Annotated in this window: 16 protein-coding genes and 2 pseudogenes; 5 read left to right on the forward strand and 13 right to left on the reverse strand. The window is 60.0% G+C overall.

Annotated features, from left to right (window positions below; genetic code table 11):
• Window positions 1-52: 52 nt before the first annotated feature.
• The 3 genes and pseudogenes from AC07VO_RS02020 to AC07VO_RS02030 form a co-directional block, all read right to left on the reverse strand.
• Window positions 53-139: pseudogene (locus AC07VO_RS02020) on the reverse strand (cupin domain-containing protein); the annotation flags it as partial.
• Between the two features lie 2 nt (window positions 140-141).
• The gene (locus AC07VO_RS02025) at window positions 142-1548 is read right to left on the reverse strand and encodes an NAD(P)/FAD-dependent oxidoreductase (protein ID WP_192350566.1); all 1407 of its coding nucleotides are present in this window, start codon (window positions 1546-1548) and stop codon (window positions 142-144) included.
• Window positions 1549-1599: 51 nt separating this feature from the next.
• On the reverse strand, window positions 1600-2415 hold the full coding sequence (locus tag AC07VO_RS02030) for a helix-turn-helix transcriptional regulator (RefSeq protein ID WP_310392390.1): 816 nt from the start codon (window positions 2413-2415) through the stop codon (window positions 1600-1602).
• Window positions 2416-2694: 279 nt separating this feature from the next.
• Between AC07VO_RS02030 and AC07VO_RS02035 the strand changes: the two genes are divergently transcribed.
• The gene (locus AC07VO_RS02035) at window positions 2695-2970 is read left to right on the forward strand and encodes a DUF1652 domain-containing protein (RefSeq protein WP_018926009.1); all 276 of its coding nucleotides are present in this window, start codon (window positions 2695-2697) and stop codon (window positions 2968-2970) included.
• Window positions 2971-3075: 105 nt separating this feature from the next.
• On the opposite strand, the gene AC07VO_RS02040 is transcribed toward AC07VO_RS02035, so the two are convergent.
• The 3 genes from AC07VO_RS02040 to AC07VO_RS02050 form a co-directional block, all read right to left on the reverse strand.
• Window positions 3076-4272 carry a cystathionine gamma-synthase gene (locus AC07VO_RS02040; protein ID WP_018926010.1) on the reverse strand — a complete coding sequence of 399 codons (1197 nt, stop codon included), beginning with the start codon at window positions 4270-4272 and terminating at the stop codon, window positions 3076-3078.
• Window positions 4269-5645, reverse strand: a complete 1377-nt coding sequence (locus AC07VO_RS02045; RefSeq protein WP_064618027.1) for a pyridoxal-phosphate dependent enzyme — start codon at window positions 5643-5645, stop codon at window positions 4269-4271. The genes AC07VO_RS02040 and AC07VO_RS02045 overlap by 4 nt, the downstream gene beginning before the upstream one ends.
• A 280-nt stretch (window positions 5646-5925) precedes the next feature.
• Complete coding sequence (locus AC07VO_RS02050; protein WP_192350570.1) at window positions 5926-8400, reverse strand: UvrD-helicase domain-containing protein; 2475 nt, start codon at window positions 8398-8400, stop codon at window positions 5926-5928.
• 281 nt (window positions 8401-8681) lie between these two features.
• On the opposite strand from AC07VO_RS02050, the gene AC07VO_RS02055 reads away from it, so the two are divergent.
• Window positions 8682-9377, forward strand: a complete 696-nt coding sequence (locus tag AC07VO_RS02055) for a pirin family protein (RefSeq protein WP_018926013.1) — start codon at window positions 8682-8684, stop codon at window positions 9375-9377.
• Window positions 9378-9551: 174 nt separating this feature from the next.
• Here the strand turns inward: AC07VO_RS02055 and pgm are convergent, their stop codons facing one another.
• From pgm to AC07VO_RS02080, 5 genes are all read right to left on the reverse strand, one after another.
• Complete coding sequence (gene pgm, locus AC07VO_RS02060) at window positions 9552-11198, reverse strand: phosphoglucomutase (alpha-D-glucose-1,6-bisphosphate-dependent) (protein WP_064618030.1); 1647 nt, start codon at window positions 11196-11198, stop codon at window positions 9552-9554.
• Window positions 11199-11308: 110 nt separating this feature from the next.
• Entirely contained in the window at window positions 11309-12709 is a 1401-nt protein-coding gene (locus AC07VO_RS02065; RefSeq protein ID WP_064618032.1) for an aminotransferase-like domain-containing protein, read from the reverse strand.
• Between the two features lie 67 nt (window positions 12710-12776).
• Window positions 12777-14267 (reverse strand): hypothetical protein, encoded by a 1491-nt coding sequence (locus tag AC07VO_RS02070; protein WP_192350572.1) that lies wholly within the window; start codon window positions 14265-14267, stop codon window positions 12777-12779.
• A gap of 126 nt (window positions 14268-14393) precedes the next feature.
• Complete coding sequence (locus AC07VO_RS02075) at window positions 14394-14642, reverse strand: hypothetical protein (protein ID WP_155944799.1); 249 nt, start codon at window positions 14640-14642, stop codon at window positions 14394-14396.
• 213 nt (window positions 14643-14855) lie between these two features.
• Window positions 14856-15878, reverse strand: coding sequence for a zinc-dependent alcohol dehydrogenase family protein (locus AC07VO_RS02080; protein ID WP_018926017.1), 1023 nt, complete (start codon window positions 15876-15878; stop codon window positions 14856-14858).
• A gap of 268 nt (window positions 15879-16146) precedes the next feature.
• On the opposite strand from AC07VO_RS02080, the gene AC07VO_RS02085 reads away from it, so the two are divergent.
• On the forward strand, window positions 16147-17061 hold the full coding sequence (locus AC07VO_RS02085; RefSeq protein ID WP_086944243.1) for a LysR family transcriptional regulator: 915 nt from the start codon (window positions 16147-16149) through the stop codon (window positions 17059-17061).
• Window positions 17062-17113: 52 nt separating this feature from the next.
• Here AC07VO_RS02085 and AC07VO_RS02090 read toward each other — a convergent pair.
• Window positions 17114-17248: pseudogene (locus AC07VO_RS02090) on the reverse strand (beta-ketoacyl-[acyl-carrier-protein] synthase family protein); the annotation flags it as partial.
• A gap of 12 nt (window positions 17249-17260) precedes the next feature.
• Window positions 17261-18154 carry a DMT family transporter gene (locus AC07VO_RS02095; RefSeq protein WP_192350731.1) on the reverse strand — a complete coding sequence of 298 codons (894 nt, stop codon included), beginning with the start codon at window positions 18152-18154 and terminating at the stop codon, window positions 17261-17263.
• Between the two features lie 156 nt (window positions 18155-18310).
• Here AC07VO_RS02095 and AC07VO_RS02100 point away from each other — a divergent pair, with 156 nt between their 5' ends.
• Both AC07VO_RS02100 and mexE read left to right on the forward strand, forming a co-directional pair.
• Window positions 18311-18892 (forward strand): helix-turn-helix domain-containing protein, encoded by a 582-nt coding sequence (locus tag AC07VO_RS02100; RefSeq protein WP_192350575.1) that lies wholly within the window; start codon window positions 18311-18313, stop codon window positions 18890-18892.
• Window positions 18893-19399: 507 nt separating this feature from the next.
• Window positions 19400-20653, forward strand: coding sequence for a multidrug efflux RND transporter periplasmic adaptor subunit MexE (gene mexE, locus AC07VO_RS02105; RefSeq protein ID WP_111455248.1), 1254 nt, complete (start codon window positions 19400-19402; stop codon window positions 20651-20653).
• Window positions 20654-20667 lie beyond the last annotated feature (14 nt).

The following is a 20667-nucleotide window of genomic DNA, read 5'->3' on the forward strand; positions in this document are numbered from 1 at the left end:
TTCCTGTATGGGTTGTTTTCTTTTTATTGGAGAACTGGCAGGCAATCAGAGATCAAAAAATCAAAACGTAGGTCTTGCGCACGGTTTCCTGGATGTCCCAGATGCCGAGGCTGTTGGCTGGCAACATCAGTGCATCGCCGTTCAGCGCATGAAACCTTCCATGAACCCCGCGACCCGGCAGGCCAGTTTGCGACGCCAGGGCGCGGTGGACGGATTGGCCAGGGTCTGGTCTTCGTGAACGAAGCTGCGGATGATTGCGTTGTAGCCCAGCCAGCGGCAGGGCTCCGGCTCCCAGGCCTTGAGCGCGTCGAGACCGCCCTCCGTAATCACCCACGGCTGGCGCACCAACTCGGTATCGCGCCGAAGAATCAGATCGGCCAGCGTCCGCCCGCCGAGGTTGCTGGCACCCACGCCTTCCCCGCCATAACCGCCCGACAAGGCGATGCCGCTGGCCTGATCGCAGAGCATGTGCGGCTTGAAGCGCCGGGACATCCCCAGGTTTCCGCCCCAGGCGTGGGTGATTCGCACGTTCTTGAGCTGCGGGAAGAGTTCACCGAACAGGTAGCGTCGTAACTGCACTTCGCTGGCGCTCAGCTCGAAGTCATGGCGCAACTTGCCGGCAAACTGATAGCCGCCACGGGCGCCAAACACCAGACGGTTGTCGGCCGTGCGCTGGCCGTAGGTGACCTGGCGGCTGCTTTCGCTGAACGCCTGACCATGGCTGAGGCCGATGTCGTCCCAGGTCGCGGCGGACAGCGGTTCGGTCGCCACCAGTAAACTCTGCACGGGCAATTGATAACGACCCAGCGGCGGCAACGTGACCGCGTAACCTTCTACCGCCGGCACGATCCAGCGGTTGCGAACCTGCGCGCGGGCGGTACGCAAACTGCCCGACTGCCACTGGGTGACCGGGCTGTTTTCATAAATGTTGACCCCCATGAGCTCCACCGTCCGTGCCAGACCTCGCACCAACTTTGCCGGGTGAATGGTCGCCACGTGCGGTGCATAGATACCGCCATAAGGTTTGGCAATTCGGATCTGTTGCGCCAATTGCTCGGGGCTGAGCCAGCGATAGTCGGCCTCGGTCAGCCCTTGGCGGTAGAGCGCGTCCAGATAATCGCGCAGGCTGGCTTCCTGCTCCGGGTAACGCGCCGCACAGTAAAGCGCCCCGCCCTTGCGGTAATCGCAGTCAATGCCTTCTCGTTCGAGGACGATCTCTACTTCATCAGGGATGCTGTGCAACAGATCGAAAGAGGCGCGACGTTGTTCCGCCGGTAGTCCGGCGAGCAAGCGGTCTTCACCCAGCAGATTGCCCATCAACCAGCCGCCGTTACGGCCCGACGCACCAAACCCCGCAGTTTGGGCTTCGACGATGGCGATGTTCAGTCCCGGCGCCAGGCGTTTGAGGTAGTACGCCGTCCAGAGCCCGGTGTACCCGGCGCCAATGATGGCCACGTCGACGTCCAGGTCCTGTTCCAGCGCCGGGCGCGCCAGCATCGGCTCGTCGAGTTGATCCATCCACAAACTGATCGTTCGCCACGCTGCCATGCAAGACTCCGCCACTCAATACTTCGATGGCGTCGATCCTAGTGCGTGGGCTCAGGGGCCGTCTTGCGCGCGTGCACGCAAAGAAATTTGTTTGACGTAAGCCTTGGGCGACAGACCGGTGTGCTGGCGGAAACAGCTGTAAAACGCCGACAACGAATTGAAGCCTGCGGCAAAGGCCAGCTCATCGATACGCAGTGGTGGAGTGGCGCTGTCCAGTGCCGCGAGCAAATGCCGCAACCGCGCCTGATTGACGTAACGGTAGAAGCTTTGGCCGAGCACCTGGTTCAACAGGTAGGAAATCTGATTGCGGCTGTATCCGCACTCCTTCGCCACCCGTTGCAGGTCGAGTTCGGGATCCAGGTACGGCTGCTGTCCCTGGAAATACTGCTGCAAGTCTTCGGCCATGAAGCTCAGCTGTCGCGGTGACAACCCGAGCCGACTGACCGCCGGGCGCAGGTTGCGGGCGGCTTTGCCGGATGTTTGTTCATGTACAAGGGTGGCGTATTCATTGACCCGCCAGATCAGCCCGTCACGTACGGTGATCGCCTCGCTGGTCCGAAACGACACCAGCCCTTCACCGCCGCGAAGGGTGATGCGGTATTGAATGAACGCCGTGTTGCCATCCAGTCGAATACGGTCCGAGTGCTCCAGCGCCTCATCCGGATCCCGGGGCATACTGTCGCGCACGTAGTCGCGCAACGCATCCAGCCCCATCACGCGGTTCTGGAAAAAGTCGTTGTACTGAATGTCCGGGTGATAAAGCGCCATCACACCATCCAGATCCCGGTGCTTCCAGCGCAGGTGGTAACGCATGACCGTGTCGCCCGTGGCCTGGGTTTGCGACGGACCATCATCATCGGCGTGCATAGAGGACTCGACGAGAAAAAACCGAGCTTGCCGAAGTTCTGTCCGGGCTTCAATGACCAATGGGATGCCCGGCCCGGCAATGCTGGCCCTTGGCCGAGATGCCCGTATCTCATGACCTGCATCAAAAAAACTGAACCAATCGCTGAACGGTCTGAAAAATTCCACATGATTTTCACATCCGGGTGCTACTTTTAAAGACAGTCACCGGTTGAGCCATTGAAGGCTCTTCCCTCCTAACATGAGCTAAAGGAAGCGCTCGATGAAGAAGGTGGGCAACACATGAATCAAGGTTCATTCAGCAAGGTTACTTTTCCAAATGCCTGCCAGCTGATGCGCTGGCATTTTCATCCCATGGGTTTCGAGGCGACCATGGATGCACCGGGCAGCATGGTTGCTCGCCTGTTCGACCGAGCCAGCGGCGAAACCATGATCGCCATTGCCGGCATTCCTTGTGCAACGGTCATGAACGCTGCCGATGTAGAGCGGATTATCGAAGCGGTCGAGGATGAGCTGGAAGCGTTCATTCCTCCGCAGACGCTCAGGAGTTATGCCTGACAGCCAACACCCGACAAAAAGCCCGCTTATCGATTTAGCGGGCTTTTTGTAGCAGTTGCCGAGCCCGATCGGCTTGTAGCAGCTGTCGAGCCTGCGAGGCAGCTGCTACAAGGAATGCGTCGCCGCAACTTGCATCAGCGCCTGGGCCAGATCGGCGCGTAGGTCTTCGACATCCTCCACCCCCACAGACAAACGCACCAGCGCATCGCTGATACCTAGCTGTGCGCGTGTTTCTGCGGGAATGGTGGCGTGAGTCATGATCGCCGGGTGCTCGATCAGGCTTTCCACCCCGCCCAGGCTCTCGGCCAAGGCAAAGATCCGCACACTCTCGAGAAAACGTCTGGCGCCCGTCAGGTCGCTGTTCAGCTCGACGGAAATCATACCGCCGAACCCGCGCATCTGCCGCCGCGCCAATTCGTGCTGCGGGTGCGATGGCAGGCCCGGATAATACACGCGTGCCACTTGCGGCTGACGTTCCAGCCATTGCGCCAACTCCAGCGCGTTGCTGCAATGACGTTCCATGCGCAGCGCCAGGGTCTTCACCCCGCGCAAGGTGAGGAACGCGTCGAACGGCCCGGCGATCGCCCCCACTGCGTTCTGCAGAAAGCCCAGGCGCTCGGCCAGTTCTGCATTCTGCCCGACCACTGCGATGCCGCCGATCACGTCGGAATGACCGTTGAGGTACTTGGTCGTCGAGTGCAGCACGATATCAAAGCCCAATTCCAGAGGACGCTGGATCCACGGGCTGGCGAAGGTGTTGTCCGCCACGCAGATGATGCCGCGCTCGCGACAGATGCGTGCGACGGCGGCGAGGTCAGTGAGGCTGAGCAAAGGATTGCTCGGCGTCTCGACCCAGACCATCCGCGTGTCATGCTGCAGCGCCGCTTCGAAGGCCGCCAGGTTCGTCAGATCGACGAAGCTGAAGCGATGCCCCGCGCTGCGCCGGCGCACCCGTTCGAACAGACGGAAAGTCCCGCCGTACAAATCATTGCCAGAAACGATGTGCGCACCCGCGTCGAGCAATTCGAGCACAGTGGCGATCGCCGCCAGCCCGGAGGCGAAAGCGAACGCCTGGGTGCCGCCCTCAAGGTCCGCCACGCAACGCTCCAGGGCAAAGCGTGTCGGGTTGTGCGAACGCCCGTAATCGAAGCCCTTGTGCACACCGGGGCTCTGCTGCGCATAGGTGGAGTTGGCGTAAATCGGCGGCATCAGCGCCCCGGTGGTCGGGTCCGGCGTCTGTCCGGCATGGATCACACGGGTGGCAAAGCCCCGTGGCGCGGTGCTTTCATCGTGCTGACTCATGCCAGTGATCTCCGCAAGTGATTGAGCATGTCGACGCGGGTAATCAGGCCGTGGAAGCCCGAGGTGTCGGCGATGATCGCCACCAGCCCACGGTCGAGCACCGCCTCCAGTTCAGCAAGACTGGCGCCGGGAGGCAGGGTTTCGAGTTTGTCGGTCATCGCGCTGGTCACGGTCATGCGAAAGTGCGTGGCGTCTTCATGCACGCCAAACAGAATATCGGACTCGTCGATGACCCCGACCAGCCGCTGCCCGTCCACCAGCACCGGCAGTTGCGACACATCCGCCAGGCGCATGCGCTGGAAGGCGGTGAGTAAGGTATCGTCCGGGCCGACGCTGACCACCCGGCCATCCTCGAAACGCCGCGCGATCAGGTCACGCAAATCGCCGTAGCGTTTGCGCGCAAGCAGGCCCTGATCGTTCATCCACTGGTCGTTGTAGATCTTCGACAGATAACGGGTGCCGGTGTCGCAAACGAAACTGACCACCCGCTTCGGCTCGGTTTGCTCGCGGCAATAGCGCAATGCCGCCGCCAGCAAGGTGCCCGTCGAAGAGCCGCCGAGAATGCCTTCGGCGCGCAGCAGCTGGCGGGCATGATCGAAGCTTTCCTCGTCGCTGATCGAATAGGCCTTGCGCACGCTGGAAAGGTCGGCAATCGACGGAATGAAGTCCTCGCCGATGCCCTCCACCGCCCAGGAGCCGGGCGTACCAAGGGTGCCGCTGCGGCTGTATTCCGCCATCACCGAGCCGACCGGGTCGGCCAGCACCATTTCCAGATTCGGTTGTACGCGCTGAAAGAAACGAGTCAGCCCGGTCAGCGTGCCGGCCGAACCGACACCAACCACGATGGCATCCACATCATGCTGAGTCTGCGCCCAGATCTCCGGCGCGGTGCTGCACTCGTGGGCCAGCGGGTTGGCCGGGTTGTTGAACTGATCGGCGAAGAAGGCGTCGGGAATGTCCTTGGCCAGCCGCGCAGCGACGTCCTGGTAATAATCGGGATGGCCCTTGCCGACGTCGGAGCGGGTGATATGCACCTCGGCGCCCATCGCTTTGAGGTGAAGGACTTTCTCGGTGGACATCTTGTCCGGCACCACCAGTACCACCCGATAGCCCTTGGCGCGACCGACCAGTGCCAGCCCCAGGCCAGTGTTGCCGGCCGTGGCCTCGACGATGGTACCGCCGGGGCGCAGGCGACCGTCGCGCTCGGCGGCGTCGATCATCGCCAGGCCGATGCGATCCTTGATCGAACCACCGGGGTTCTGCGATTCAAGCTTGAGGAACAGTGTGCATGGGCCGGTATCGAAGCGGCTGATACGCACCAGCGGCGTATTGCCGATCAGTTCGAGCACGGCGGGACGGGAGTTGTTCGGCATGTCGTCACCTCGCTACGGGTATCCGCACTGGATGGACAGCGACCTGAAGCGTGTCGAGCGCCTCGTCGCAATCAAAGCCTCGCTTGGACCATAGGCCGGGATCGCGCCCCTCGCAACTTTTGTGGCGAGCGAGCTTGTTGTGGCGAGGGAGCTTGCTCCCGCTTGAGTGCGCAGCGCTCACAAAAATCGGCAATGCTTGTCGCATTTTTGGGGCCGCTACGCAGCCCAGCGGGAGCAAGCTCCCTCGCCACAGGTTTTTGACTCAAGACTCTCTTGAGGTTCAGGCCTGCACTTTTCCCTGACGGTGATCGGCAAAAAACGCCTTGCCCTTGCCGATCCGGTCGGAGGCCTTGGGCATATTCGCCGCCTGGGTATCCTGGCCATCGACATACCAGTAGCAATGGCTCACCGCCCGGGTGATGCCCACGTAGGCCAGACGCAGGATCTCGTCTTTCTGTGCGCTGTCGTAGGACTCGCTGTCGCCGGCCTTGCCGAGCCCGGCCATGCGATAGACCTGGTTCTTGTAAGGCGAACTGGTCAGATGCTGGCAATCACCCAGCAGGAACACCGCATCAGCTTGCAGGCCCTTGGCGCTGTGATAGGTCAGTTGCTTGAGCCGTCGCGCGTCGTACGGCAAGCTAGAATCAACATTAACTACAGACTGAATATGCTCTTCTATCAATGACTTATCGCTACTTTTTCGATAAAGCATCAAGATTGAATCGCCTTTTCTGTAGTGCTCGATCAGGCGCTGGGCCATGCCCTGGTCATCCCGATCGAGGACGTTCACCGGCAGCAACGCCTTGGGTTCTCCGCTGGCCTTGGCCTTCTTGCCGGCGATGGCCGGTGCGGCGCGGACGATGTGCTCCGCCGCGTCGATGATGTGCTGATGGCTGCGGTAATTGTCGCTGAGCATCACCTTGGTCGTGCTCGGCGACGGGAACTCCTTGTTGAACTCCATGAAGTAGCTCGGCGAGCTGCCACGCCAGCCGTAAATCGATTGCCAGTCGTCCCCCACACACAGCAATGACGAACGTTGCGCCCCGCGCCCTACGTGCATGGCCGGGCCACGACTACGGATTTCGGCCAGGCTGGCGCGAATCCAGGAAACGATCTGCGGCGACACGTCCTGGAACTCATCGATCATCAAGTGCGACATTGGCCTGAGCAGTTCATCGCCGAGCAACTTGAGATTCTCCGGTGAATGCTCGCTGAACAGGGCAAACATCCGGTTGTAGGTCATCACGGGTGGCGATTGATCCAGCAGATGATCTTCCAGCGCTCGCCAGAACAGGCTCAAGGCCTCGAAGAAGAATCGGTCCGGGTCATCTTTGGCGAAACTCATCTGGCCCACGGCATTGGGCACATCCAGGCCGAGGTTTTCGATAAACCCGGCTGCCGCGACAAAACAGTCCAGCAACGGCGCGGAAGCCAGCTCGCCCTTGACCTTGTAATCGAAGCCCGGCCCGGCGCTGGCGTCACCGGCAAGCGACGCCAAAACACGTTTTGAAGATTCGTAACTATCGAGCCATATCAATGGTTTACGACAGAAAGCTTGAAACAAGGTGCGCTTTACAGCCCATTCCGCACGCACGGTCAGCTTGGCATTCGGGCGGCTGACCTGGGGATTTTCCCGAGGATCGAAACCCAGCACCACCCAGGCATCCAGCGCCGGAATGTAACCGTGGCAATGGAAGGTCGAACCGTTGATGTCGAAGGCCTGACGATTCGGCTCGATGCCCTTGATCGGCCAAGCGCCGGCGCGAAACCACAGGTCCTCGATGGTGTCGCACAGCTCTTCATCGCGCTTGGCCGCCAGTTCAGTCACCGCCATGCGCTTTTGCACGTCCGGGTGATCGCGCTCCAGTTCCTTGAGCTGCAAGGCGTGACGAGACAACGGCTTGATCAATTCGCGGAAACGCTCATCGCGGGTATACAGGCTGTGATAGCAGGCGTTGAGTTGTTGGCGCTGGGCATCGTTGACTCGCAGGTCGAAGGGGTTGCTGTCGACCTCCTCATCGCTGCCCTGCACGCGAAAGCTGAGGTTTTCGAAGGCTTGCAGTCGTTCGAAACCCGGCAGGCTGCGCACCATTGGCAGGATCCGCGAATGAAAAGTACGCACCAGGTCCCGCGCTTCTTTGAAGCTGAGCGCCCGGCCCCACACGGTAAACAGTTCGATCAGCTTATTGATGAAATCCTTGCGCGACTCGCGGGTGAAGGTCACCACGGTCATCGAGCTCAGCTCAAACCCCAGGTAATGACTGAGCAGCAGGATACGCAACACCAGGGTGGTCGACTTGCCCGCGCCCGCGCCGGCGATCACCGAAGTCGACGGTGTGTCACTGAAGATCATTTTCCATTGGGCAGCGCTCGGCTGGGCATGCGCAGGCAGCAGTCGCGCCACGTCGGCCTTCATGCGCTTCTTCAGCTCGGCGCTCAATGGCAGGCGCCAATCGTCGAACAGGTTGTCATCGACGTTGGGCGGTCGATGCTCGGTGGAGCGCGAGTCGCGGATCAGCAGCACTTGCCGGCCTTCTTCCAGACCCTCGAGCTTGCCTTCCTTATAGCCGTATTCCACGCCAGCGCTGTGACCGCTGCGAAAACCGTCGGCTTGCCCGTGCAGCCAGGACGCACGGTGTTGCGCGCGCAAGCGGGTCAGGCCGTGGCCAAAGAACCGGGCGGCCAGACGTTTGAGCAAAGGCATCTCGGCCAAGGGACGAAGTTCGGGCGGAAGATCGGGTGTGTGTTGCGGCACGCAGGCGGACTCCAGTGTGTGAGGCTGTCGGGGGCTATGGTGTCTGCATTTGCCGTTGAGTTCTAGTGAAATGCTTACAGGTCATTGGCTTATGCGATGAAGTGAAGGCTGGATGAGAAAAATTCGAGATTATTTGGTATCAAATAATTCGATTGTATTGAGGCATTTTTTACGCTTTTTATCGATGGGTACCTGATGGATGATACTGACCATCAACCACCGGTTCTCGTTTGTGGCTCAGACGTTCTGCCCCCATGACGAACCTTTTTCAGGAGACGATCATGCTTGAACTCAGACCTTTCAACTCCCTGGGCGGCGCGCACCATGGCTGGCTGGATGCCCATCACCACTTTTCGTTCGCCGAGTACTACGACCCCAAACGCATGAACTGGGGCAACCTGCGGGTGTGGAACGATGATGTGATTGCCCCCGGCACCGGGTTCCCGCAACACCCGCACCGGGACATGGAAATCATCACCTACGTTCGTGAAGGCGCGATTACCCACCAGGACAACCTGGGCAACAAGGGCCGTACCGAAGCCGGTGATGTGCAGGTCATGAGCGCCGGCACCGGGATCGCCCACAGTGAATACAATCTGGAAGCGACCGAGACCCGGATCTTTCAGATCTGGATCATCCCCAACGAAACCGGTCTGGCACCGTCGTGGGGCGCCAAGCCCTTCCCCAAAGGCCAACGCGAAGGCTTCGTGACCCTGGCCAGTGGCAAGGCCGGCGACGATCAAAGCCTGCGGATTCGCGCCGATGCGCGTCTGGTGGCGGCCAACCTGAAAGCCGGGGAAACGGCTGAATATCGTCTGGACAGTGGCCGTCGCGCTTATCTGGTGCCGGCGACAGGAGCGATTGAAGTCAATGGCTTGCGCGCACAAGCTCGAGACGGGGTCGCGGTTGCCGATGAGCAAGTGTTGCGGGTGACTGCGATCGAAGACAGCGAAATCGTCTTGGTAGATGTGGCTTGAGGCGGTAAATGCGCGGCAAAAAAAGGGCGACCGTTGATGGTCGCCCCTTTTTTTGGCTGAAGTCCTGTGTGACTGTATTGACGCTTTCGCGGGCAAGCCTCGCTCCTACAGGATTAGCGTCGATCGGCGCCGACCTTCTGTAGGAGCGAGGCTTGCCCGCGAAGGGGCCTTCAATCACTTCGCAGAAATTGCGCCATCTACCAGTGTCTGGGCCTCGGCCACCAGTTGTTTCAGGTGGTCATCACTGACAAAGCTTTCCGCGTAAATCTTGTAGATGTCCTCGGTGCCCGACGGCCGCGCCGCGAACCAGCCGTTCTCGGTCATGACTTTCAGACCGCCGATGGCCTGGTCGTTGCCCGGTGCATGGCTGAGGATGCTCTGGATCGCTTCGCCCGCCAGTTGAGTCGAAGTGACCTGGTCCGGCGACAATTTGCTCAGCAGTGCTTTCTGTTCAGGGTTGGCCTTGGCATCAACGCGTACCGAGAACGGCTCACCCAGTTCATCGGTCAACGCGCGATAGGCCTGGCTTGGATCACGGCCCGTGCGAGCGGTCATTTCAGCGGCCAGCAGCGCCGGAATCAAACCGTCCTTGTCGGTACTCCAGACACTGCCGTCCTTGCGCAGGAACGACGCACCGGCGCTTTCTTCACCGCCAAAACCCAGGGAGCCGTCGAACAGACCGTCGGCAAACCATTTGAAACCGACCGGCACTTCGTACAGACGACGGCCCAGGCGTTTGGCGACGCGATCGATCAAGCCGCTGCTGACCACGGTCTTACCCACGGCCGCATCGGCGCGCCACAGTGGACGGTTCTGGAACAGGTAGTCGATCGAGACCGCGAGGTAGTTGTTCGGCGCCAGCAAACCACCGGACGGGGTCACGATGCCATGACGGTCGTGGTCCGGGTCGCAGGCAAACGCCACGTCGAAACGCTCTTTCAGGCCGATCAGGCCTTGCATGGCATAGCTGGACGATGGGTCCATGCGGATCTGCCCGTCCCAGTCGACGGTCATGAAACGGAACGTTGCATCAACCTGTTTATTCACCACTTCCAGGTCCAGGCGGTAGTGCTCGGCAATCGCCGACCAGTAGCGCACCCCTGCTCCGCCCAGCGGATCGACACCCAGACGCAGCTTCGCATCGCGGATGGCGTCGAAGTCGATCACGTTGATCAGGTCAGCGACATAGGTGTTGAGGTAATCGTGACGATGGGTAGTGCTGGCCTTCAGGGCCTGCTCGTAGCTGATGCGTTTGACGCCGGCGAGCCTGGCTGCCAGCAACTCGTTGGCCTTGGCTTCGATCCACTTGGTGATGTGGGTATCGGCCGGGCCGCCGTTGGTTGGGTTGTACTTGTAGCCACCGCTTTGCGGCGGGTTGTGGGACGGCGTGATGACGATGCCGTCCGCCAGGCCTGAAGTGCGCCCGCGGTTGTAGCAAAGAATCGCATGGGAAATGGCCGGCGTCGGGGTGTACTCGTCGCCTTCGGCGATCATCACCGTGACACCGTTCGCCGCCAACACTTCCAGGGCACTGGCACCGGCCGGCGTGGACAGCGCGTGGGTGTCGATCCCGACGAACAGCGGGCCATCGATGCCCTGGGCCTCGCGATACAGGCAGATCGCCTGGCTGATGGCCAGGACATGCCATTCGTTGAAACTCAAGTCGAACGAGCTACCTCGGTGTCCGGACGTGCCGAAGGCGACGCGCTGGGTAGAAATGGCTGCATCGGGCTGGCCGGTGTAATAGGCCGTTACCAGTCGCGGGATGTCGACCAACAGTTCTGCCGGTGCCGGTTTGCCCGCAAAAGGACTGAGTGTCATGCAAAACCTCTGAGAGAGAGTGGTTCGGGATAGGAGCGCAGTTTACTGACAGTTTGGCCGTTGCGCGACGTTATCGAATGTCAGGTTCCGAGGAGCTCTGCCACCTCGGCTCAATCGATCGATTCCAGACGCAAGGCATCCCCCAGTAGCCCCAGTGCAGCGACGAGCTCGTGGTCGCCACCGAACGTATGACTCAGGCGCAAGTGCTGCGCGTGCAGGCCCTGCAAACTGAACAACTCCCCCGGTGCGATGACCACTTGCTGCTTGAGCAGTCTCTGGAACACTCGATGTACATTGACCTGGCGCAACGAGCGAATCCACACCGTCGCCCCGCCCTGGGGCTCGACGAAATGCAGCGATTCCGGCAGACGCTCCTGGAGCAGTTGGGTCATCAGCACCATGCGTTCCTTGAGCAGTCGACGCAACACCAGCAGGTGTTGATCGATGCGTCCGTTGCTGTACAGCCGCGCGATGGCTTTCTGACGAATCAGCGACAAACGGAATGCCCGCAGCAGAAAGTGCCGTTGCAGTTCGGCACGCAGTTGTCGCGAAAGCAGGTAACCAAAGGGTGCCTCCGAGCCGATGATTTTCTCGAAAGTGGAAAACACGATCAGCCGATCAGGGTCAACCAGGTCGCGAAACCGCAAGCCGCTCGGCTCGAATTCGAGCTCGCCGTAACAATCGTTTTCCAACACCCAACAGCCATGCCGTCCCAGCAGTTGCGCAGTGGACTGCCGGTTGTCGTCAGGCGCCACGCTCCCGCGCGGCATGTTCAGTCCTGATGAAAGCATCATCAGTCGCACCCGCCCGGTCTCGAGCAGCTCTCTCAGCTGTTCGAGATCCAGGCCACCACAGGCTTGCAGCGGCAGCTCGACAACCTGCACGTCGGCGTCCTGGAACAAGCGCAGAATCACCCAGTCGCACGGCGACTCGACCACCACCACCGAATCTTTGAGCTCAAGAACGGCGATCAATATTTCAAGTACGCCGCGCATATCTGCGCCGATATAGACATCATCGGCATGCCAGCAGCGTGTCGGCGAAGTGGTGTAGCGTGCCGCAAGGGCCGTGCGCAGTTCCAGCTCGCCGCAGGGTTGTGAAGACGGTTGTGGCTGGCGCGGATACTGGCGCAGCAATTCTCTCTCCAGCAACAACAACGGGCTGTCCAGGGGTTGTAACAACGCCGGTTCATCGGCGCTCAACACCAGCATGCCGGGGCGCCTGGCGTTGACATAGACCGTTTCGAGCAGGTCTTTACCGCTGCCGGGAAGACCGATAGAAGACACCGGCAGTGCGTAATAGCCTGACTTGGCAACCGAATAGATGCGTCCTTCCTTCTCCAGCAGCGAATAGGCGTATTGAATGGTCGAGATCGACACACTCAAACGATCCGCCAACTGCCGCAATGAGGGCAGGCGCACTCGCACGTCACTGCCCGGCTCATTGATCAGATTGTTCAGGTAGCGGTACACCGCCTGGTACGCGAAATCGGAATCTCGTGATCCTTTCATGGGTGATGACCGAACACGCTACGAACGTCATGACGCACTTTTGATGCATCCGCCAAACCAGGAACATTCACTGGCCCATCGACCATTCGCCAGTCACTGCTGTTTCATTCTCGGGGTCCATGTCTTCGACTTGCACGCCCGCGTCGCCGCTTTCCGTGCCTGGCACCCTACCCTCATCCCGAACCACCGGCCTCATGCGGTAAAGCGTACCGATCAGGCTGACTGGCAACCCGCTGACATCCACCATCCACTGCAGAACCTGCTCGGGTGCCGGACCTCCCTGCATCGCCCGGTGCAATTCCGGCAGCGCTACCAGCATGCCGGGATGGCATTGACGAAGAAAATGCTCCAGGGCCGCGCCGTTATCGACAAACGGGGCGAACAGCAGGCACACCAGTTGGGCTTCACTCAAACCGAGATTTTTTTGTGCCTCGGCTGTCGCCAATCCGCGCTGATCGGCCATGGTCAGCGGATTGCCGAAGGTCTCCACTGCCTGCTCGCAAAAGCGCTCGGGCAATTGTTTACGACGCATCATCACCAACGCCCGCTGCAGGTATTCGCTGACCCCCTCTTCGTAGGTGCGACCGTGTACAAAGCGCGCTTGCAAGCCGCGAAGGTGCGCGGATATCGACGGACTGACATGGTCGTTATCACTGAATTGAGCCGTCAGTTCATCAGGTTGGAAGCCGAGGAAGTCAGTGAGCAGCGGCCAGCGCTCTTCCAGGTTGCTGACCAGCATGTCGTGGATGTCGATGAAGGTCGTGCGACGGCAGGCCTCAAAGCGCTCGGCAGGACGCCACGCAGCCTGAGCAGAGTCGGGATAAAACTCGCGATAGCAGTCGCTGCCCAGTTCATCGAGCCGCGCGAACAATCCCTCGTAGCCCGTTTCATGGCGGCTCGTCGGCGCAAGCCCGGCCTTGGCTGCGGCACGGTTCAAACCCTCGATAAACTGAGCCTGCCGACGGGGTGAATCGCTGCTGACCATGACATCGACGCCGTTGTCCCAGCGGGCAATTTGTCCATAAAAATCACCTGTGGCCAGGTACCCGTCGTCCCACAACTCAAGCGGCCCGTTCCAGGCCCGACGGTGCCCGACCATCAGCAGGTTGAGCCGATTCGACTCGCGGCCGGCATCGGAGATTGGCGCCAAGTGATTGAACGGCAGGACCTCACGATTATCGACCATCAACATTTCGACCCGGGGATCGTCGTATAGAAACAATGCACTGCTGCTGCGATGGATGTTTTCCAGTGCTGTCGCAGCCGTACCACTCAAGCGCAAAGTGGCCACTCGCAGCTGAAACGTCGCCGGTGCCCGACCGGCGATACTCAGTTGCGCGGCGCGCAGCAGCGCCAGTGTGTAGCAGCTGTCACGGGACCCGGACTGGATCGCCAACACCTTGTAATCGCCGATACGCTCCATACCTCCAGCCGACACCACCAGGCGCTGAATCATCAGTTGCAATGCCGTGCGCTCGGCGCGAGAGAAAAAGCTCAGCAAGCGCTGCAGTACTTGTTGATAAACATAATTCATTGCCTGTTCATGGGTATGGGTCATCATTGTTTACCTGTTACTCATAAGTTCGACGCCACGCAAACAATTACATGCACTGCGCGACGGATTGCCTGTCATGAATGGGGTGCCGGGGTTGTTATCAAATGCTAGCACTTAAGCATTTTGTAATTATTTGAAATGGTTGCATGTCTCGAGAACCCCAAGCAGGGCAATACCGCCGCAACGCCAGGCAGGACGGGTGTTTTTCGGCCCCGAGCGATGTCCTAGGAAATTTCCGACAACATCCCACAGACGTGTAATACAAGAAATAAAGAAAGAAATTGCCAATAAATGTATGACCGCCGAGCGGCGTCGAATTATTTGTTGAGCATGTATTGCCGATGCGCGTTGAAAAGTTTCAACCTGATACCCAGCCATGACTCTTTCCTTGAGATGAAATAATCATTCAATTATCAGGGCTTACATAATGATTAGAAGATACAGATCGAGAGCAAAAACCAGTTCAGTTGCTGAACCGCCCCACCGAGGGATCGATGGGATGTCTCATTTTGGAGGTTTTGACAGCGGAAAAGTCCGTGCCTGCACGGACCTTTCCAGAGGGGTTTATACAAGGGGGCTCGTACGAAGAGCTCAGACAGGCTCGACCTCAAGGGCGACCCGTTCGCGGCATGGGCATTCGTCCATGTAGCGGTGTGCTTCGACAAACTGGGAGAACGGGAATACCCGAGTCTTGAGTGGCAGCAGCACATGGTCTGCGGTCAACTGGTTGATGTCGCGCAGGGCACGTTGCAGTGCGGCCTGATCCTGGAGGATGCCCAGCTCCGGCTTGCCGGTGAAGTTGCCGATGCAGTGCACGAAGAACTGAATGTTCTTCTGGAACGCCGCACAGGCCGGAAATGGCGTCTGGTTACCACCCTGCAGGCCATAGAGCACCAGGCTGCCGCGAGGCGCGAGCACATCGCCGAGCAGCGACATCTGCGGGCCGCCCAGGCCATCGAACACCACATCGACGCCACGGTTGTCGGTAATTTTGTTGATCCGCATCAGCAGATCTTCTTCTTCGGTGACGATGACTTTTTCGGCACCCAGCGACAGCAGGTATTCACGCTCGTCCGCGGTTTTGGTCGCAGCGATTACTCGCACACCAAGGGCTTTGCCCAGCTGTACGAACGACGGCCCGGCGCAGTGACTGGCGTCGGTCACCAGAGCGAATTGCCCGGGCTTGACGCGCGCCAGATCGGTGTAGCCAAAATAGGCGACCAATAGCGGCGTGTAATGCACGCTGGCTTCGACCGGACTGAGCACGTCCGGGTAGCGGGTCAGCGCCGTGCGCGGCAGAACGATCTGTTCGCCGTAGACCGGATAATCGTTGGGGCTTTCGGCCGGGAAGCTGGCGACCTTGTCACCGATAGCGAGGTCATCGACCCCCTCGCCGAGCGCCGTGACCACGCCGGCCATTTCATGACCCAGGCCTGAAGGCAGGCGAGCATGGGACGAGGCCAGGTTCTGGCGCCAGAGAATGTCGTACCAGCTGATGCCTATCGCCTCGACACGCACCTGCACTTCGCCCGGCGCAGGCAGAGCGGCCGCATGCTCTTCGCATTTGAGCACCTCGGCTGGACCAAACTTGTGAAAACGGATCGTGCGGGACATCGCAAACCTCGTCAAAGTAACCTCTAATGCCCTGAACTCTATCTGGGCTTTCTACCCAAGACCATCAGTGGCTATTAATAGTCGACATGCCTGTCATTGATTCCGCAGCGACGGCGACATCATCCAATGCCGTAAAAACCGAAGCAGCCTTTCAGGGAAAACTGAATTACCCTGTGCAGAGTACCAGCCTTTCCCCGTAAGATTCACGCCGGCCATTGTTCTCATATGGTCGCTCACGTCAAGTTTGCTGAATCTGCCAGGACCCCAGATGAATCGTAATGACCTGCGTCGTGTCGACCTGAACCTGTTGATCGTTTTCGAAACACTGATGCACGAGCGCAGTGTGACCCGCGCTGCGGAGAAATTGTTCCTCGGCCAGCCGGCCATCAGTGCGGCGCTCTCGCGCCTGCGCGGGCTGTTCGATGACCCGTTGTTCGTGCGCACCGGCCGCAGCATGGAACCTTCCGCCCGAGCGGTGGAAATCTTCGCCCTGCTCTCGCCGGCCCTGGATTCGATTTCCACCGCGGTCAGTCGCGCGGCGGAATTCGATCCGGCCACCAGCACCGCGGTGTTCCGCATCGGCCTGTCGGACGATGTCGAGTTCGCGTTGCTGCCGATGCTGCTCAAGCGGTTGCGCGCCGAGGCACCGGGCATCGTGCTGGTGGTGCGTCGGGCCAACTACATCCTGATGCCGAACCTGTTGGCCTCGGGCGAAATTTCCATTGGCGTCAGCTACACCGCCGACCTGCCGGCCAACGCCAAGCGCAAAGTACTGCGCCGCAGCATGCCGAAACTGTTGCGAGCCGACTCCGTGCCGGGGCCGTTGAGCCTGGATGACTTCTGCGCCCGCCCCCACGCGCTGGTGTCGTTCGCGGGCGACCTGAGCGGCTTTATAGATGAAGAGCTGGAGAAGCTGGGGCGCAAACGGCACGTGGTGCTGGCGGTGCCGCAGTTCAACGGGCTGAGCACACTGATCAGCGGCACCGACATCGTGGCCACCGTCCCGGACTACACCGCCGAAGCGTTGACCGCCGCCGGTGGTGTTCGGGCGGAAGATCCACCGTTGCCGGTGCGCAGCTTTGAATTGCACATGGCCTGGCGCGGGTCGCAGGATAATGATCCGGGTGAGCGGTGGTTGAGGTCGCGGATTCAGATGTTTTTCGGGGACCCTGAGAGTCTTTGAATCAAACCAGCGTAGCGCCTGATCGCTGGCAACCGGGCGCTATCCACAGCGGTCATGCATGGCGATTGTCCGTACCGTCCACGGTGCGACGGGCCGTGGAGGCGCCGGCACCGAAGATCGGCCAAGCGGCACGGTCTTGCGGGTTGACGACGGTGGTAAAGGCTTCCGCTCCGATCAGCAGGAGGTTTCTCGCCGAGCCCTACATCACTTCCTGATGCGGGGCGCGGCCCAGCGACCAACCGAAGTTCATGCCCGCAGCCGCCAACAGGATGGCGCTCGCGCCAATTACTTGCAGGGCGCTGAGCGGGTGGGCGAAGGCAACCCAGTCGACCAGGATGGCGACGATCGGATAGATGAACGACAGCGCCCCGACCAACGCCGTGGGGATTTTCTGGATGGCGCTGTACAGCAGGGTCGACATGAGCCCGGTATGGACCACGCCGATAATGATCAGGTATGTCCAGGCGCCCTCGACCGTATCGCCCCTGCTGAAATCCACGAACGGTGCCAGGACCAGCACGCCTACCACCATCTGGATCAGCACGATCAGGTGCGCGGGCAAGTCCTTGAGGCGCTTGGTGATCGCCGCCGCCACTGCGTAGAAGAAGGCTGAAGCCAGGGCCAGGCAAACGCCCAGCAGGTAGTCGGCGCCAGTGCCCTGCCCGCTGCCTTTGGCGGACACGATCAGCATCAGACCGGCGAAGGCCAACAGCAACCAGCCGACCTTGGCGGTGCTGAGACGCTCGGCGAAGAACAGCACACCCAGACCGACCAGCATGAACGGCTGAACGTGGTAGACCACCGTGGCAATGGCGATAGAGGAATGTTTGTAGGCACTGAACAGCAGCACCCAGTTGAGGATCAGCGCCACCCCGCCCAGGCACACCAGAATGAACTGCCGGGCGTTGATCAGGGAGCGGCGCAGCACCCCAAGCACCAGGCATGTGACCAGCATCGCCATGGCGCCGAACAAGCAACGCCAGAACACCACGGCCTCCGGGCTCTGCCCCGACATGATGACAAACCAGCCCACCGTGCCGGAGATCACCATGGCCGAAATCATTTCGAGCGTCCCACGGGTTTGCGACTTCATCACTCACTGCTTCCTTGCTGCCGGCATTGCCGTAACCTAAGCCGCCATTCGCGGGGGTTGGTTCGGCAAATAGAACTTTATAATGAACTAACGCTCACTATACTGAACAAGACGCGCTGGGAGCGTCAACTCATTTCAGGATGATTTAAAAAACGAATGACCAATATAACGAACAACCTGCTGAGAAATAACCCGAGCCGAATCGATCTGCTGGCCCTTTCAATCAAACGCGAGCGCCTGGCCGCCGGGCTTTCCTTGACCGAGCTGGCCAAGCGCGCCGGGGTGGCGAAGTCGACCTTGTCTCAATTGGAGTCGGGAATCGGTAACCCCAGCATCGAAACCTTGTGGTCGCTGGCGATGGCAATGGGCTTGCAAGTCACTCGGTTCTTCGAGCAACCCCAGCAGACCCTGCGGGTGATTCGCGCCAACGAGGGTATGACGACCTATGCCGAGACTGCCAATTATGCAGCGACACTGCTTGCCGATTGCCCGGCGGGAGTACAACGTGATATCTACCGGCTCAAAGTGCAGCCCGGCGAAGTTCGGCTGTCTCAGCCTCACCCACCGGGAACCGTAGAGCACGTGGTGTTGTGCAGCGGCAGCGCCCATATCGGCCCGGCGACTGGACCTGTATTGCTGAACGCTGGCGACTACATCAGCTACCTGGCGAATGTGCCTCACGTGTTCGAAGCACTCGAGGCGGACACCACTGCGGTGATGGTGATAGAGCATTCCTGAGGTGGGTGCCATCGACACGGTGAATCACCCTGAATTTTCTAGACGCCCTGACAGCTGCGCACGATGCCCCTGACTCTAATAGTGAGTGGGGGTAAAAGTGGGGGCATCGCCAGTTTTTTATCACCTGAAACCACCGCCCTGGAGTCAAGTCAAAATATTCTTTGGGGACCCGGATAGTCTGGCCTGATCCTGATGTTGTATTGAGGCTGATGGCCTCTTCGTGGGCAAGCCTCGCTCCTGGACCGGATCAACGATACACAAATCCCCAGTGGGAGCGAGGCTTGCCCGCGAAGGCCGCTACACGGTTTCAAGCCAAACCTTTGCATTCCCCGCAACACACAATTGTCATCATTTCATTTGATAGCCCGCTAACGAAAGGTGCATGCTAGAGGGCTTGCTTCTGGCTTATATCATTCCGAATGATAGTTACCTTTGCCTCGTTCGATTCGTTTGATACCGCCCCGCCAAGCATTATCCGCCCATCTCAATACATTGGCGGATGCATCCATGGAACAGTCACTCAAACATTTGCGCTTCCCCTTGGCCCTGTTGGCCGTGATGGTGATGAGCGCCTGCGGCAAGACTCCGGACGCTGCCGCCACCATGCCCGCGGCCAAAGTCAGCGTGGCCAAGGTGCTGGAGCAACCGGTCAACGAGTGGGACGAATTCACCGGGCGCCTGGAAGCGCCGGAAACGGTAGAGATTCGTCCACGGGTCTCCGGCCAGATCGATGACGTAACCTTCACCGAAGGCGCATTGGTCAAGAAAGGCGATCTGTTGTTCCAGATCGACCCGCGTCCGTTCCAGGCTGAGGTCCGCCGCCTCGAAGCCCTGGTTGCGCAAGCTCGCGCCACAGCCACCCGCAGTGAAAACGAAGCCCAACGCGGCGAACGTCTGCGCACCAGCAACGCGATTTCCGCCGAACTCGCCGACTCGCGCACCAGTGCCGCTCAAGAGGCTCGCGCCGCCGTCGGTGCACTCCAGGCGCAACTGGACCTGGCCAAACTGAACCTGAGCTTCACCCGCGTGACGTCCCCAATCAGCGGTCGTGTCAGCCGTGCGGAAATCACCGCCGGCAACCTGGTGACCGCCGACACCACCGCGCTGACCAGCGTAGTGTCCACCGACAAGGTTTACGCCTACTTCGACGCCGACGAGCGTGTGTTCCTCAAGTACAACCAGCTCGCCCGCCAGGGTCAACGCGGCGCCACTACCCCGGTTTACATGGGCCTGTCCAATGAAGACGGCAACCCGCACCAGGGCCAGATGAACTTCGTCGACAACCAAGTCAACCCGAAGACCGGCACCATCCGCGGTCGTGCGGTGTTCGACAACAGAGACGGCAGCTACACCCCGGGTCTTTATGCACGCCTGAAACTGGTGGGCAGCGGCACCTACTCCGCGGTGTTGATCAACGACGAAGCGGTCGGTACCGACCTGGGTAAAAAGTTCGTGCTGGTGATGGATGCCGACAACAAAACGGCTTATCGCCCCGTCGAGCTGGGTCCGAAAATCGAAGGTTTGCGCATCGTGCGCAGCGGCCTGAACAAAGACGACACCATCATCGTCAAGGGTTTGCAACGGGTTCGCCCTGGTTCGCCGGTCAGCCCTGAAGTGATCCCGATGGCCAGCAAGGAAACCCTCGCGGCCCTTGCTCAACAACGACAAGCGCTGGAAGCCAGCAACCTGCCCCAAGTCGCACCTGCCAAGGTCGCGCCGGGTACGGTTGTGAAACTGGCTGCTGCGACTCCACGCGGTTAAGGGGCAATTACTCC

The organism is Pseudomonas sp. GW821-FHT03E01, from assembly GCF_059420765.1.